This is a genomic window from Streptomyces sp. NPDC091209, from assembly GCF_044757755.1.
Lineage (GTDB): Bacteria > Actinomycetota > Actinomycetes > Streptomycetales > Streptomycetaceae > Streptomyces.
In genome coordinates this window covers 41561-55106 of the sequence record NZ_JBIVVR010000018.1, presented here as the reverse complement: position 1 = coordinate 55106, position 13546 = coordinate 41561, and the positions used below count along the sequence as shown (strand labels likewise).

12 protein-coding genes and 4 pseudogenes are annotated in these 13546 nt (G+C 68.5%); 5 read left to right on the top strand and 11 right to left on the bottom strand.

Going from position 1 to position 13546, the window contains the following annotated elements; genetic code table 11:
- Nucleotides 1-351: 351 nt before the first annotated feature.
- Together ACIQRL_RS36420 and ACIQRL_RS36415 are read left to right on the top strand one after the other, a co-directional pair.
- Nucleotides 352-1011: an NADPH-dependent FMN reductase gene (locus ACIQRL_RS36420; protein WP_401339731.1), complete on the top strand. Its 660-nt coding sequence runs from the start codon at nt 352-354 to the stop codon at nt 1009-1011.
- Nucleotides 1008-1211 carry a hypothetical protein gene (locus ACIQRL_RS36415; protein ID WP_401339729.1) on the top strand — a complete coding sequence of 68 codons (204 nt, stop codon included), beginning with the start codon at nt 1008-1010 and terminating at the stop codon, nt 1209-1211. Before ACIQRL_RS36420 ends, ACIQRL_RS36415 begins: the two co-directional genes overlap by 4 nt.
- A 72-nt stretch (nt 1212-1283) precedes the next feature.
- On the opposite strand, the gene ACIQRL_RS36410 is transcribed toward ACIQRL_RS36415, so the two are convergent.
- The 3 genes and pseudogenes from ACIQRL_RS36410 to ACIQRL_RS36400 form a co-directional block, all read right to left on the bottom strand.
- Nucleotides 1284-1826, bottom strand: a complete 543-nt coding sequence (locus tag ACIQRL_RS36410; RefSeq protein ID WP_401339727.1) for a hypothetical protein — start codon at nt 1824-1826, stop codon at nt 1284-1286.
- Between the two features lie 164 nt (nt 1827-1990).
- Nucleotides 1991-2305: pseudogene (locus tag ACIQRL_RS36405) on the bottom strand (hypothetical protein); the annotation flags it as partial.
- A 58-nt stretch (nt 2306-2363) separates the two neighbouring features.
- Nucleotides 2364-2729, bottom strand: coding sequence for a hypothetical protein (locus ACIQRL_RS36400; protein WP_401339725.1), 366 nt, complete (start codon nt 2727-2729; stop codon nt 2364-2366).
- A 258-nt stretch (nt 2730-2987) separates the two neighbouring features.
- On the opposite strand from ACIQRL_RS36400, the pseudogene ACIQRL_RS36395 reads away from it, so the two are divergent.
- Nucleotides 2988-3235, top strand: a pseudogene (locus tag ACIQRL_RS36395) (YceI family protein); the annotation flags it as partial.
- 585 nt (nt 3236-3820) lie between these two features.
- The gene (locus tag ACIQRL_RS36390) at nt 3821-4153 is read left to right on the top strand and encodes an Lsr2 family protein (protein ID WP_401339723.1); all 333 of its coding nucleotides are present in this window, start codon (nt 3821-3823) and stop codon (nt 4151-4153) included.
- 195 nt (nt 4154-4348) lie between these two features.
- Here ACIQRL_RS36390 and ACIQRL_RS36385 read toward each other — a convergent pair whose 3' ends face one another.
- From ACIQRL_RS36385 to ACIQRL_RS36355, 7 genes and pseudogenes are all read right to left on the bottom strand, one after another.
- Entirely contained in the window at nt 4349-4642 is a 294-nt protein-coding gene (locus tag ACIQRL_RS36385) for a hypothetical protein (protein WP_401339720.1), read from the bottom strand.
- Between the two features lie 23 nt (nt 4643-4665).
- On the bottom strand, nt 4666-4971 hold the full coding sequence (locus ACIQRL_RS36380) for a hypothetical protein (RefSeq protein ID WP_401339718.1): 306 nt from the start codon (nt 4969-4971) through the stop codon (nt 4666-4668).
- 418 nt (nt 4972-5389) lie between these two features.
- Nucleotides 5390-6469 carry an MBL fold metallo-hydrolase gene (locus tag ACIQRL_RS36375; RefSeq protein ID WP_401339717.1) on the bottom strand — a complete coding sequence of 360 codons (1080 nt, stop codon included), beginning with the start codon at nt 6467-6469 and terminating at the stop codon, nt 5390-5392.
- A gap of 62 nt (nt 6470-6531) precedes the next feature.
- Nucleotides 6532-8421 carry an amidohydrolase gene (locus tag ACIQRL_RS36370; RefSeq protein WP_401339715.1) on the bottom strand — a complete coding sequence of 630 codons (1890 nt, stop codon included), beginning with the start codon at nt 8419-8421 and terminating at the stop codon, nt 6532-6534.
- A 312-nt stretch (nt 8422-8733) separates the two neighbouring features.
- The gene (locus tag ACIQRL_RS36365) at nt 8734-9030 is read right to left on the bottom strand and encodes a hypothetical protein (RefSeq protein WP_401339714.1); all 297 of its coding nucleotides are present in this window, start codon (nt 9028-9030) and stop codon (nt 8734-8736) included.
- 1303 nt (nt 9031-10333) lie between these two features.
- Nucleotides 10334-11401 carry a hypothetical protein gene (locus ACIQRL_RS36360; protein WP_401339712.1) on the bottom strand — a complete coding sequence of 356 codons (1068 nt, stop codon included), beginning with the start codon at nt 11399-11401 and terminating at the stop codon, nt 10334-10336.
- A 449-nt stretch (nt 11402-11850) separates the two neighbouring features.
- Nucleotides 11851-12032 (bottom strand): annotated as a pseudogene (locus ACIQRL_RS36355) (hypothetical protein); the annotation flags it as partial.
- Between the two features lie 57 nt (nt 12033-12089).
- On the opposite strand from ACIQRL_RS36355, the pseudogene ACIQRL_RS36350 reads away from it, so the two are divergent.
- Nucleotides 12090-12460, top strand: a pseudogene (locus ACIQRL_RS36350) (fic family toxin-antitoxin system, toxin component).
- Between the two features lie 87 nt (nt 12461-12547).
- Here ACIQRL_RS36350 and ACIQRL_RS36345 read toward each other — a convergent pair.
- A complete protein-coding gene (locus tag ACIQRL_RS36345; protein ID WP_401339709.1) occupies nt 12548-13447 on the bottom strand; it encodes an alpha/beta fold hydrolase in 900 nt (299 codons plus the stop codon).
- Nucleotides 13448-13546: the final 99 nt, after the last annotated feature.

Genomic DNA, 13546 nt, shown 5'->3' with positions numbered 1-13546 from the left:
ATCGCACGCCAACCTGTGGCTGACGTCCCTGACCGGAGTGCGCGCATACACGGGGGACGGCATGGCGGCCGACGTCCTGGCCGAAGACGAACGCGTGCTGTACCTGCGCCCGCCCCGGGCGGATGTCGAGGACGGCCCGCCGCCGGGCATCGCGACGGTGATCGGCTTGGCCCCCGCTCCGCGGAACTGGGCGAACTGGACCAGATGGCGACGCCGGTGGGCGGGCAGGAACGGACAGCCCGACCCAGTTCGCGTTGCTGCGTGTCGGCCCTCCTGCAAATCTTTCCCTGATCAGAATTGTTCCTGGAGCACCTCATCGAAGGCCCGTGCCTGCGACGGAAGGATCCACCCATGACCACCGACCCGCATCCCGGCCCGCTGCGTGTGCTGGTGCTCGGCGCGTCACTGCGACAGCACTCGGCCAATGCCTGTCTCGCGTCTTTGGTGGGCCGGCTCGTCTCCGATGCCGGGGCCGTCGTCGATCTCACCACCCTGCGCGACTTCGACATGCCTTTGTACGACGGCGACGTGGAAGCGGCCGAGGGGCTGCCGCGCGGCGCTCTGGACCTGCGCGACCGACTGGACGCCAGCGATGCCTTCGTCATCGCCTCTCCCGAGTACAACGCCTCCGTGCCGGGCGTCCTGAAGAACGCCATCGACTGGGTCTCCCGCATCCGGCCGCAGCCGTTCAAGACGAAGCACGCGCTGCTCGTGTCGGCCTCGCCGTCCTTGGTGGGCGGGAACCGCGGCTTGTGGGCGCTGCGGATCCCCCTGGAACACCTGGGCACGCGCGTCTACCCGGACATGTTCAGCCTGGCCGCGAGTCACCAGGCGTTCGCCGAGGACGGGAGGCTGGCCGACGCGGGCCTTCAAGAGCGGCTCGCCGAGACCGTGTCGGGATTCCTCAGCCTCGTCGAGGCGGATGTGCGCTACGTGTGCCTGGAGCGGCGGTGGTACGAGTTCCTCGGTGACCGTACCGAAGCGGGCGTCACGCAGCGGGTGGAGCAATGATGACGTTCGAGGCGCGGCAGCTGCGGATCGGCCGCCCGGACCGGCCGGCTCACCGGATTGCGCTGAACGTGGGGGAGGCCCGTGGCGGCGTGCCCGGCGCATGGGCGGCGCTCAGCCCCGACGAGGCGCGCGCCCTGGGCCGTCTCCTGCTCCAGGCGGCCGGTGCCACGGCGTCCTCCGCCTTCTCGGCGCAGGGCTGAACCCGCGGGAGCCAGCGGCGCGGGCTCCCTTGATCGTTCAGGCCGTCCTCCTTCACGGCCTGGTGAGGAGGGTCAGTCGGGCTCGTGGAGCGGCGCGATCAGTAGAGGTATCCGGCGTATATCGTCGAGGGTGACGGCGAGTCCCGCCAGAGCGCAGGCGGCACGCATGCCGATCAGGCTGTCGACCTCTCCGGGTTCGAGATCTTCCCAGTCGGCGACTCCGGCAGCTTCGATCGCAGCGCGGAGTTCGGCGGGGATGCCGGGGAGGTCTTCCTCCAGGGATAGGTCGTCGGGGTAGATGCTCGCGACCGCCGCGCCGTTGACGGCGTAGATGAGGCAGGCGTCCCCGTTGACGGTGTACACAGTCGTGACGGCCGTCCGCCCGTCGCGGGAGAGGGCCTCCGCCGTGCCGTCGTAGGTGACTCCGCAGTCGTCGTAGACGAAGGTCCACTCTCCGACCCGTCCCGCCAGCAGTGCGGCAGTACCCCACGCTTCGTCGCCCAGCACGGCGAAGGGGAGTGACTCGCGCTCACTCGGATTGCTGTCCGGCAGCACGCAGGACCTGATCGACTCCGCATCGGCCCCCAGGGTCCGGAGCGCCTGCGCCGGTTCCATGCCGCGCACCACGTGGAGGATGTGGTTCGGATCGAAGGAGGCCAGGTCGGCGATCCAGGCCGGCAGTCCCTTCGGAATCGAGTGCGGCCGGAGGGAAACCGGGGATGGGCATGACGGACCTCTTTCGCTGACGATGTCGGTGGATGACGCGGCGGTGTCCCGGGGGTGCGGACGACGGCGCGCTTCGTCTCCGGTTCGACGCGCTGGTAGTGGACGCTCCCTCGACCGGGCATGCCGAGGGTCTCGCCGATCTCCTGGAGTGTGGGCGCGGATCCGGGGTCCGCGATGTGCCTGCGGATGTGGCGGAGAACGCTCCCTTGGGCGCGCGTCAGGTGATCGACTCCGTGCCGTGCCGTGCGGCCGATTTGAATACAGTGCCGATCCGGGCGGCGGCCGTCTACTGCCCGGATTTCCGCCCGAGGCTGCCCTTCGCGCCGCTGCCCCCTCGGCGGCGGGGACGGGTGCCAGGGCCGAGGCACCCCTCGCGCCGACGGCGAGGGGTGCCTGATCCTGATGGCGAGCCTTGGGGGAGTCCGGTCAGAACGACCAGAGGTAGGGGGCGCCGCCGGTTCCGCCGGAGGCCAGGCCGGCGCCCTGGGCGATGTCGACGTCGGCGCCGGCGATGTAACCGCCGTTGTTCACATAGGCGTCGACGTGGACCGTGTAGCTGGTGGCGCTGGTGCGCTGCCAGTAGGCGGTCTGGCACTGCCCGGCCGGGACGCCCATGAAGCCGCCGTTGCCCCAGTAGACGTTGGTCTGGTAGTTCCCCCAGGAGCAGACTTCCAGCTGCCAGGCGGGGACCGAGGACGCGGACGCCGAGCCGGCGAGGCCCAAGGTGAGCGCGCCCGCGAGTGCTCCGACGGCCGCGGCGGCACGTACCGGAGTCTTGAATATGGACTTCATCGTTTTCTGGATCCTTTACCGATGTGCGATGCCGAGGGTTGGCCGGCATGCGTCGGGCACGGTAGATGTCCGTGTCCGCGACGCGGGGCCAGTCTTCTGCGCGGTGCAGGGCGCGGCCCGCCGAAGAGGAAGGCCCGAGTATGTCGGGCAGACCTTCTGCCCGAGTCGGTGACTCGGGGATGCGCGCGGCCGCGGGCGGTGTGGGCACTGGCGGACCCGCATGGATGCCGCGCCGTCGGTCCTGTGGAACGGGCCTGCGCCGAGGCTCTGGGCGGGGACGGCCTCCGGACCACCGGCGACCTGACGATCCTCGGCGTGACCTGGCCGCCGAGCATCGACCTGGAGTTCAACGGGGCGGCGACCGACGGGCACGCGTTCGAGCGGGCCGGCTTCGAGGGCATGCCTAGATTTCGCGCTCGGAGTGGGGCCTGACCTGGAACGCCGCCCTGGAGACCGGGAGCGTCCTCGTCTCCGACATGATCAAGCTGCACTTCGACATCTCCGCGGATCAAGAACGTCTGAGTCAGGTGCACCGGACGGCGGCGGCGAGGGTCCTGCCGGAACCTGCCGCTGACACGGACCCGAGGCCGTAGGGCGCCCCTCCTACTCTGTCGCGCGAGGGCGCGTTCCCTCAGTGACACCCGTCCTGCCGCACTCCCGGCGTGGCCGGGCTGTCCGCGGGTAGCCCCGAACAAGGCACGTGAGCTGTGCCTGGCGAAAGCACTGCTGCTGCACTTGTTTCCTCACCGAGTAGGAGGAAGCGGTCCGATCCCTGGATCGGTCGGGTGACGTCCTGAGGAGCACGGTGCCCTCATCTCCATTTCCTCGGCTTCGGCTCTCGAACTGAGCCCGAATTCCGGCAGTTGGGTCGCCGCGTACTCGATGGACCCGCTTCGTAATTGGCGGAAAAGTGAACAAAGCGTCGGGCCGTCATGACTGAGTGGCGGCAGGTGGCCGTCCCGGTATGCGCGATGAATGTGCGGGTGAGCGGTACGCCTCCCGGGAATCAGTGAAAGGTGCTCTCCATTTTTCGAGTCCCGGATATTTCTGGCGACTTTCGATAAGAAGGTGCGAGCTGGTAACCTCCGGTTATGGCTCAGAAAATTGTCACTGTATACACGGACGACTTGACCGGCGCGGAATCGAATGAGGTCCAGACCCACACGTTCTCGCTCGATGGGGTCCACTACGAGATCGACCTCGTCTCGGAGAACTACGACAAGCTCTTCGAGGCGCTGGAGCCGTTCATCGCCGGTGGTCGCAAAGTAGGCCGAACCAAGCGTGAGGGGCGTTCGCGGAATCAGGCGTCGGATGGGCTGAGCGCCGAGGAACTGCGAGCCTGGGCGCGAGAGAACGACCTCCAGGTCAACGAGCGCGGCCGCGTTCCCGCCAGCATCCGTGAGGCATACGCCAAGGCTCACTGAGGAAGATCGGCGGATGGGGGACCCCGTTCACTTCCGAATGTCTCGGTGGAAAAGAACCCTCAATGTCTCTCGGTCCTCACGCACGCCGAGGACGACCTTCCCCACGGATGCTGCGTCCGCAGGGTCTCGTACGCGGTGCGCGTCTCCGGCAGCGGAACGACTTGGCGACGACCGCTTCGAGGCGGCCATTGTCGATCAGAGCCGTGATCGCCTCCAGTCCGGTGCGGTCCGGTTCGACGACGAAGAACACGCCGCGGGACCGTGTGCGGCGGCCTTGTCGGCTTCGGGCGTCTGGACGTCGCTGACCAGGGTTCCGCTCGGCCGCAGCGCGACCCAGGAGCGGGCCTGCGTCTCGCCGCCGGCCGCGTCCAGCACGCCGTCGGCGTCGTGCACGTGCTCCTCGAAGCGGTCGGCCGTGTAGGTCCAAGACCCGGTCCGCGCCGAGCCGGGAGACGAACTGCTGTCCTCCGCCGCGGCGGTCGCGGTCACACGTGCCCCGCGCGCCGCGGCGATCAGCACGGTGAGGGAGCCCGCGCGCCGGCCCCACCGTGGATCGGCACATGCCGCCCGGAGGCCAGCGCGGCGTTGCCGACCAGAGCCTGCCAGGCTGTGGGCGCCACCACCGGGACCGCCGCCGCTTCGGTGTGGCTCAGACCCGCCGACTTGGCCGGGAGCACCCGCGCGGGGACGGTGCCATACGCGGCTGCGGCCCCTTCCTGGGTGAACGGGGTCGGTCCGTACACCTCGTCCCCCACCGTGGGATCACCCACCGTCGGACCGAGCCCGGCCAGCACACCGCTGACCTCGTGGGAGGGCACGATCGGCGTCCGGTCCTCCCGGTTCCGTCGAGACTGTCGGTCCAGGCGGCGTCCCACGCGAGTCCACCCGGCCTCCCTGACGGAAGGTCTGACCTCACCCCGGTTGGATGCCCGTTCGTCCGGCGCCAGCCCTGACGCGCGCTCATGATCCGACAGTCGCGAGGAGCCGCCCCGCACCCGGTCCGCGAACCGGCAGATGCCTTGCGTCAGCCCTCTTCCACTTCGACCGCCGGCCCAGTGCGGTCGTGCGGTCCCGGATGCTGTGGCGGCGCTCATTCGGATGTGTCAGATCGGGAATTCGTGCGCGGAAACGCGAGAAACAGAGGGTTGTGCAGCCACGACGGCCGCACATCCATCTCGTGTGGATGTGCGGCCAGGGCGTGGTACCTCAGTGGGTTAGGGGTGGTACCCCAGTGGGTTAGGGGTGGTTGCCGAAGGGGCCGAGGATGCCGGTGTCGATGCGGAGGGATTCGAGGAGGGTCCAGGCGTTGTCGTGGGTGAAGACGTCGGCGGCGGCGAGGATGCCGGTGTATTTGGCGGCGATGGGGGTGGCGGCGGTGTCGGCGACGGCGTCGAGGAAGGTTTTGAAGATGGCCCAGGAGTTGCCCTGTGCGCCGTATTTGGCGAAGTAGGGGGTGGGGTCGACGGTGGTGATGGCGTTGCGGGTGCTGGCGTCGAGGTCGTTCATGTACTGGATCTGGAGAGTGCCGTCGGTGCGGGTGCCGAGGCGCCCGAGGTGGCCGCCGACGAAGGTGTTCCAGGGGTAGTCCATGGCGATGTGCTGGGCCTGGATCCAGGCGGGGATGTCCTGGGAGACGGCGAGGCTCTTGAAGGGGACCCAGCCGGGATAGAGGACGTCGACCAGCATGAGCGTGTCGTATTCGGGTGCGTGGATGAAGATGTTGTCGGGGGAGTGGTTGGGGCCGTGGTAGGCGAGGTCGAGGGTTTCTCCGCCGATCCTGAGACGGTGCTTGTCGCGGAAGGTGAGGGTGGGCAGGGGGCGGTTGGGGTCGTTCGCGCGGGCCAGCAGTCGGGCTGTTTCGTGGTGGGCGATGCGAATGGTGTCGTCTCCGAAGAGGCCGGCTGCGCCGATGTGGTCGGCGTGGGAGTGGGAGTAGACGAGGTGGGTGACTTTGCTGGGGCGGCCGTTGGCGCGGGTGATGTCGTTGATGGCGCGCTGGAGGTTGTGGCCGATGGTGGGGGGTGCGTCGACGAGGACGACGCCGTGGGTGGTGGTGAGGAACATGGCTTGGTAGTAGGAGTCGGTGACCCAGTAGAGGTGTCCGTCGATCCGGCCGACGTGGTAGCCGTCGGCGTTGGGGGTGGGTCCGACCGCAGCGGTGGGGACGGGGGCGAAGTCGGGCAGGTTGGTGTCGGCGGCGTGGGCGGGCTGGGCGAGGGTGCCCAGGAGGCCGGCGGCGGCGGGGACGGTCAGGGCGCCGGCTGCGCCCTTGAGGAATCGGCGGCGGCCGGTGGGGGAGTGCAGTTCACGCGACATGAGGATCTGAATGCCTTTCCATGCGATGAGCAGGACTGGAGGTGCTGAGCGGGCAGAGGTGTTCAGCTGTGGCACGGGCCGAGGCTGTCGGCCTGAGGGTGTGGGTCGGCGACCCTGCCGGTCCGCCGGCGCCAGTCGAGGTGTTCGGCGGATTCGGCGGCGGCGTCCCGGACACCCTCGGCCTGGCGCAGCCCGGAACGACTGAGACCGCGGTCCGTCTGATAGCCGCCGAAATGCGCGACCGGACTCCACTCGGGCCGGACGGGCGGAACGGGCGGAGCCAGGCCCTCGAAGAAGCCGGCCGCATGGACGATCCGGCCGCCCACCACCGTGAGCAGAGCCTCGATCTCGGGGATCCCCTCTTCGGGGATCTCGAAGTAGTCGTCGCTCAGTACGGCGAAATCGGCGTAGTAGTCAGGTGCGAGGACGCCCTTGACGTTCTGCTCGCCGGTGAACCGGGCACCCCCGACGGTGTACGAGGTGAGGGCCTCGGCGCGGCTCATGCGGTTGCTCCCCGACCGCAGCGGCACGCCGGCGACATTGCAACCGGAGACGAGCCAGTACAGGGCGACCCACGGGTTGTACGTCGAGACCCGGGTGGCGTCCGACCCGGCGGCGACGTGCAGACCGCGGCTACGCATCGCGCCCAGCGGAGGCGCTGACTCCGCGGCCACGGAGCCGTAGCGGTCACGGAAGGACGTGCCCTGGTACGCCAGGCGGTGCTGCACGCCGATCGCCCCGCCGAGTGCCGCGATGCGGTCCAGGCTCTTCTCCGACACCAGCTCCACATGGTCGAACAGCCAGCGGTTCCCGGCGGGGAAGAGGCCGTCGGAGGCCAGCTTCTCGAAGACACCGAGGTCACGGCGGACCGTCTCGTCGTACGTGGCGTGCAGCCGGAAACCCCAGCCGCTCTCCATCAGGAGCCGGACCGCCTTCTCGAACTCGGCCTCGTACGGGCTCAGTTCAGGGCGTGGCTGGGCGAAGTTCTCGAAGTCCCCCGCAGCCCATGTCAGGTTCTCCCCGGCGCCGTTGAGCCGCAGCCACTCGTCGCCGTCCTCGGGCCGAACCATGGCGATCCAGCGGCGCAGGTCGTCGATCTCCTGGCCGAGGGTCTGCGGGAACAGGTGGTAGGCGATCCGCACGGTCAGCTCGCCGGCCGCATGCAGGTCGGTGACCGCGCGGTAGCCGGACGGGAAGTCCTGGAAACCGCCGGCGGCGTCGATCAGTGACGTCAACCCGAACCGGTTCAGCTCCAGGAGGAATTGTCGGGTGGAGCTCTTCTGGTCCTCGGGATCCAGGACGGGGGCCTTGGCCAGGGTCGAATAAAGCAGCAGTGCGCCCGGCGCGGCCAGGAGCACCCCGGTGGGTTCGCCGTCATGGCCGCGGACGATCTGGCCGCCCACGGGGTCGGGGGAGTCACGGGTGATGCCTGCGGCGTGCAGCGCGGCGCGATTGAGGACCGCGGCCTGGTAGAGGTGGGTGACGACGACGGGGGTGTCGGGTGCGACGGCGTTCAGTTCCGCGGGCGTCGGCATGCGGTGCTCCTCGAACGATTCGACGCTCCAGCCGCCTGCGACCCGCAGCCACTGGCCGGGCGGCGTGCGTGCGGCCTGTTCCCGCACCATCGCCAGACCCTGACGCAGAGTCCGCACGCCGTCCCACCGGAGTTCGAGGACGAAATGCAGCCCGCCGCGGATGACATGGTTGTGCGAGTCGTTCAGGCCCGGTATGACGCGGCGCCCCAGCGCGTCGATCACCCGGGTCCGCGGACCGACCAGCGGAGCGACCTCCCGGTCCCCGCCGACGGCGGTCAGCGAACCGTTCCGGACGGCGAGCGCCGTCGCGGCCGGGCACCTCGGATCGCCGGTGAAGATCTTCGCATTGCGCAGGACGAGATCCGCGGGCTGTTCCGGAGCGCCGGCTCGGATACCGGCCACTGGCATGGATGTCATGGTTTCCCCCACCTCTGGACAGCCCTCGAACGGGCCGCGCTCACGATCACGCGAGCCGTGATCGCCGACGACGTCAGGACAGCACCGGGTGAGCGGCGCTCGAATCGGGGCTGCACCCCAGCGCTGTACGCCAACCGGTGGCTGTCAGGGACTGGGGTGGCCCGAGAGGTCTTGAGGCATTCACGCCCGTCCGGCAGCTCAGGGGCCGCGTTCAGTCGATTTCATGGCGCTGTGCCGTCAGCAGCGGCAGTCGGTGGACGTCGTGCAGCGTGAGCACGAGACGTGGCAGCAGGCAGGCGGCCCGCATGCCGATCAGACTGTCGACGTGCCCGCGTTCGAGCTCCTTACTCGGCGCCGCCCGCCGCCTCGAAAGCTGAGCTCAGCCCGGCGGGCATGCTGAGAAGATCCCTTTTCGCATCGAGACCGTCGAGGGACGATCTCCTCGATCTCCTCGTCGTTCGTGGCGTAGGCGAGGCGGGCGTGCCCGTCGATGATGTGCACCGTCGTGACGGCCGTTCGCCCGTCGGCGGCGAGGGCTCCGGCCGTGCCGTCGAAGGTGTATCCGGAGTCGTCGTAGACGAAGGTCCAACGACCCAGGCGACCCGCCATCAGGGTGGCGGGTCGCCTGGGTCGTTGTCGAAGGCCGCACCTCCCGGACGCATGTCGACACTGCGTCCGCGCTCCGAAGGTGGTATCTCGTCGGGTGCCGACTGTCCGCGGACGCCCGCCCCGGTGCCGATGCCGGTCCGAACGGAATCCGGAGCGGTGGGGGACGGCAACGGCCCTTACCGGCAGGGCGGTTGCATGTTCAGGGATTGTGCGGCTGGTCGGGTTGTGACATCACTCTTACGGGTGTGCGCCTGCGCGGTCGTCTCGGGAGCCCGGAGCATCGACGAGCTTGCCGAGTGGGGCCAGCGTGCCGCCGGTGCACTGTTGGAGGTCATCGGAATCCGCCGTCACCTGCTCAAGTGGCGGCGAGGGAACGCCGGAGACGGCACGGGTCACCTCGGTGGCCATGAGCACGTGGGGATCGACGGGTGGGTAGTGCCGCATTCCCCATCCTGGGCATCACCAAGGCTCTGACCGGAGTTGCATGAACGATCTTGTTGTGGCGAGCTGCCGGCCTAGCCCCACGGCACCCTGTTACACATCCCAGACCAACGCGTAAGGTGCGCGGCGTGTACTTTCCGGGCTGGCGAAGCTTCTGGTGGCGTTACATCGCTGGCCCATGCGCAGTAGTGGTCTTCGTGGCCCTGATTGCCTTGCTGATCCCGGCCCTGTCCGCGCACGACGGTCACGGGCAAAATGGTCGCTGGACAGCGACGAACATCCTCTGCAGCCACAACGGATGCAACGAAGTCGGGACCTTCTCGTCCACAGACGGCAGCGACAGGCGTACGCGGATCAGCATGTTCGGAAGCCCGGACCTTGCGATCGGTCAAGCCGCTCCCGCTGTCGACACGGGTGGTGACGAGGTATACCCGCCGGGTGGGGGCGATGCCTGGTGGCACGACCTCATCGGGGTGATCGCTGCTGGGCTTGCCAGCGTCGGCTGGCTATGGGCGTTTCCCATCCGAGTACTACGGCAACGTCGCCTGAGGCACCCAGATGCCGTGGTCTTCTAACAACAGCTGTTTCACCCGCCTGGTCGTCGAGTTCGTTGCGGCGGCTGATGTGATGTTGGTTTGGACGGGACCGATCGCAGCTCGGGGCACGATCTTTCACGGAGATGCGGGCAGAGAGCCATCGCCAAGATCCGGACACCTACGGAACTTGATCAGACCCTCCCTTACGGGCGGGTGGACTCCGACGTCGCCGCGTGGACCCAGCGTCGGCGAACACGCGAGCGTACGTCGGACGCACTCGCGTCACAGGTGTCGAGGCAAGACTCTTCCGGGAGCCTGCTGAGCGGTCACCGGACGTCCAGGAATTCAAATGCACGCCCGATGAAGGGTGCGACTCTCTCGGGATTGAGGCGACCCACCATGTAGCTGGTGTATTCGGTCTCGCCGAACCTGGGCGACCGGGTGGCCGACCTGCCCGAATCGTCGCCGAACGAGCCTACGGGGCTGTCTGCCCAGTCGATGTTGGTGTGCACCGGATGTGGTCCACCGAGTATCTCCGGGGGCTGCGACTCGTAACCGGACTGGACGCAGGGGCGCATGTTCAAGTAATTGGCCTCGCCGTACACCAGTGAGTCGTTGCCGTGGCGGCTCATGAACAGTGCACTCGCCAGAATCATCAAGACTCTGGCGGCGCCCATGCGTAGTGCCGGCCCGGCGTACCTGGCATCGATCATCGTATAGGTGGCCTCGAATCCCCACGGCCACTCGGCGATCATGAAGAAGCAGAGCGGGGTGCCCTCGTTGTTCTTGAGCGAGAAGAGGTAGTGGCCGAGAGGTGAGTAGCCCTGCCCGCGAAGCATGCGCCCCGCCGTCTCTTCGTCGTAGTAGAAGAGGTTGGTGATCAGGCGTGTGAAGACGTCGGCGTCGACCGCGTTCCTTCCCCACTCGTTCCTCGGGTCGTTGCAGACGATGCGTAGACCTGCGTTGGCCGCCTTGTTCAGCAGCGCATCGGTTTCGTCGTGGAACCGTTCGTTCAGCGACCTGCTGTATTCGTAGACCTTGCGGATCCGTTCCAGCGTCTGGTGCTGATGGGCGAGGGACGGGATGCGGTCGGGTGCACAGCGGGCAACCCACAGGAAGGAGCCCGTGCCGAACTCGGTGGACGTGGGGAAAGACGTCACTTCCACGGGGCTGTCGAATCCGAGCGCTTCGCCGATCTCAGCCGCCGACATCGGATCCTTGACCAGCCCACGGACAATCCACTTGGTCCCGGTGGTTCCCGCCGCGGCGGCGTCAAGGAGACGGCACTTGTCGATGAAATCGTCGCAGCTTGCCGCCTCGTTGAAATGAAGACGGCTTCGTCCCGTCACATCTTGAGGGGTGAGAGTAAAAGAATTCATGCCAGATGACGACATCGACGGTCTCCTTGACTGGGATCTCGGTCGGGGGCCAAGTGATGCGTGCGGGTGCGCGTGCGGTCGGATGGGGTGGCTCTGCAGCTCTCGAACGGAGCGGGGCGATCGTGACCTCAACGGGCGGTCGGTCGATCTCGGATGTCGCCGCAGGTGTGGCAATCCGTTTCGGCCGGCCATCGGCGGCGGGCGGGCGAGCTACTTAACGGTTATGTATGAGGAATCTAGACGGCGCTCTGCCCGGCGCGGCGCACGGTTGCCCGCTCTGCGTCGTTCGCTGCGCCTTCGGGCAAATGCCGAGAGGGCCGAACTCGCCGCCGAGCCCTTTGACCTGGCGGCGCCCGCGAGCGGCAGACCCAGTGCCTTCGGCCCCGACCACGGGCCGGAGGTGGGGCGCCGAGTCTGCGACGAAGGGAAGATCGCCCTCCCCTCGACGTCCGATCGTGGGCGGTCTACTCGGGCGGCGTCGGGGTGTCGTGGGTGTGGTGCATGGCCCGGATGTCCAGTTCGAGTTGGCCCGTGGGTCCTACCATCGCGATGCCGCGGGCCGGCATCGACCGCCAGTCAGGGTGTAGTCCTCGCGGTGCAGTTCTCCCTTCGCCAGGGCGGCGCAGCGGAGTTGCTGGCCGTAGCCGTAGCCGTAGCCGTAGCCGCAGGTGACGGTGCCTAGGCAGGTGCCAGGTGCCGCCGCGTGATTCTGTACGTCGACGAGTCCTGGATCCTCGAGGTGGCGGAGCGGGCCGGGCACCGTGACCCGGCCCCCGACGACTACGGCGTGCCCGTCCCCGCGGTCGCCCGCCACTGCGGCGAACTCCTGGACGCCCCGGTCTACGACGGCCCCTACGCCCGCGCTGCCGCCCTGGTGCACAGGCCGGGCCGCTGCCGCTGGCTGGAGCGCTCGAATCTCACCGTCGCCTGCGCTGTGGCCGTCATGTATCTCGAGGCCGCACCATCCCGGTGAACCCCACACGCGAGCAGCTCACCGCACTGGCCCGCGAGCTGAACAACCCGCGCTGCACGGCCACCCGCATCGCGTCCTTCCTTGGTACCTGGAAGCCCTGACGCCGGAGCGGGACGGCAACGGACATCGCCGCCCACGGTCGGCAGGCGGCGGGACCGGGACTGCATCACGAGATGCGTGCCCAGCCGTCAGTCTTCGGCGGTCGCGAAGAAGTCGAGGTAGCAGCGCGCGAGTTCGTCGGGAGCTTCCAGCGGGATGTTGTGCCCAGCGCGCTCGATCACCACGGGCGTGACCTTCGTCGCCACGCGTGCCATCTGCTCACCGGGCTCCGCCGCGAGGTAGGCGCGCCCTCCCACGGCGAGGACCGGGCATTCCAGCGGGACGGCGAACTCGGGCCGGTTCTGGGCGGCGTCTGTCTCGGTCGCCCGGTACAGCTCGAAGACCGCGTGGTTGCCGCCCGGTTCTTCGAGGCCCCGGGTGTACTCGTCCTCGTCGGCATCTGTGTACGCGCTCGGGTCCCACATGATCCGCCGCATGAAGTACGTCCAGAAGGCGCGCTCCCGGCCGGTCAGCAGCAACTCGGGGTAGTGCGGCAGGCCGAAGAAGGAGCGGTGCCAGCCGTTGCGGGGGTCCTCGGCGTCGAGCGGTCCGAGGTCCGGAGCCGGAAGGCCGGGCAACCGCGTCTCCTGGAAGACGAGTTGGACGACGTGAGGCCGATGGAAGGCCGCCACGGCGTAGGCGACCGCGGCACCCCAGTCCTCTCCGACCACCCGGTACCGGTCGTGTCCCAGCGTCGCCATGAGGGCGGCGATGTCGGCGGCCAGGGTCTGCGTGTCGTAGCCGGTGGCCGGACGTCCGGAGCTGCCGAAGCCCCGCAGGTCCACCGCGACGACCGTGTGGTGCGGCGTGAGCAGGGGGATGACATGGCGCCAGAAGAACATCGTCTTCGGCACGCCGTGGATCAGGACGACCGCGTCGCCGCTTCCACCCGTCGCATAGTGCAGGTGGACCCCGTTGACCCGCGGCCGGCCGTGGGTCAACGGGACGCCGGCGTGATCCGTCATCCCCTGCGCTCCGGATCCTGTCATCGCCGCCTCCTGGCACTCGTGTCGCCCCACCAGCAGCGGTGGTGCCGATCCGTCATATTCCACAGCAGCCGACGTTCGACTCGCACCGGGGAGCGGTCC

What these genes read in the sequence shown, in the direction of transcription:
- ACIQRL_RS36370 (WP_401339715.1), bottom strand. Translation starts at nt 8,421, where the DNA reads ATGACATCCATGCCAGTGGCCGGTATCCGAGCCGGCGCTCCGGAACAG.
- ACIQRL_RS36415 (WP_401339729.1), top strand. Translation starts at nt 1,008, where the DNA reads ATGATGACGTTCGAGGCGCGGCAGCTGCGGATCGGCCGCCCGGACCGG.
- ACIQRL_RS36400 (WP_401339725.1), bottom strand. Translation starts at nt 2,729, where the DNA reads ATGAAGTCCATATTCAAGACTCCGGTACGTGCCGCCGCGGCCGTCGGA.
- ACIQRL_RS36360 (WP_401339712.1), bottom strand. Translation starts at nt 11,401, where the DNA reads ATGTCGTCATCTGGCATGAATTCTTTTACTCTCACCCCTCAAGATGTG.
- ACIQRL_RS36345 (WP_401339709.1), bottom strand. Translation starts at nt 13,447, where the DNA reads ATGACAGGATCCGGAGCGCAGGGGATGACGGATCACGCCGGCGTCCCG.
- ACIQRL_RS36420 (WP_401339731.1), top strand. Translation starts at nt 352, where the DNA reads ATGACCACCGACCCGCATCCCGGCCCGCTGCGTGTGCTGGTGCTCGGC.
- ACIQRL_RS36390 (WP_401339723.1), top strand. Translation starts at nt 3,821, where the DNA reads ATGGCTCAGAAAATTGTCACTGTATACACGGACGACTTGACCGGCGCG.
- ACIQRL_RS36365 (WP_401339714.1), bottom strand. Translation starts at nt 9,030, where the DNA reads ATGGCGGGTCGCCTGGGTCGTTGGACCTTCGTCTACGACGACTCCGGA.
- ACIQRL_RS36410 (WP_401339727.1), bottom strand. Translation starts at nt 1,826, where the DNA reads ATGGAACCGGCGCAGGCGCTCCGGACCCTGGGGGCCGATGCGGAGTCG.
- ACIQRL_RS36375 (WP_401339717.1), bottom strand. Translation starts at nt 6,469, where the DNA reads ATGTCGCGTGAACTGCACTCCCCCACCGGCCGCCGCCGATTCCTCAAG.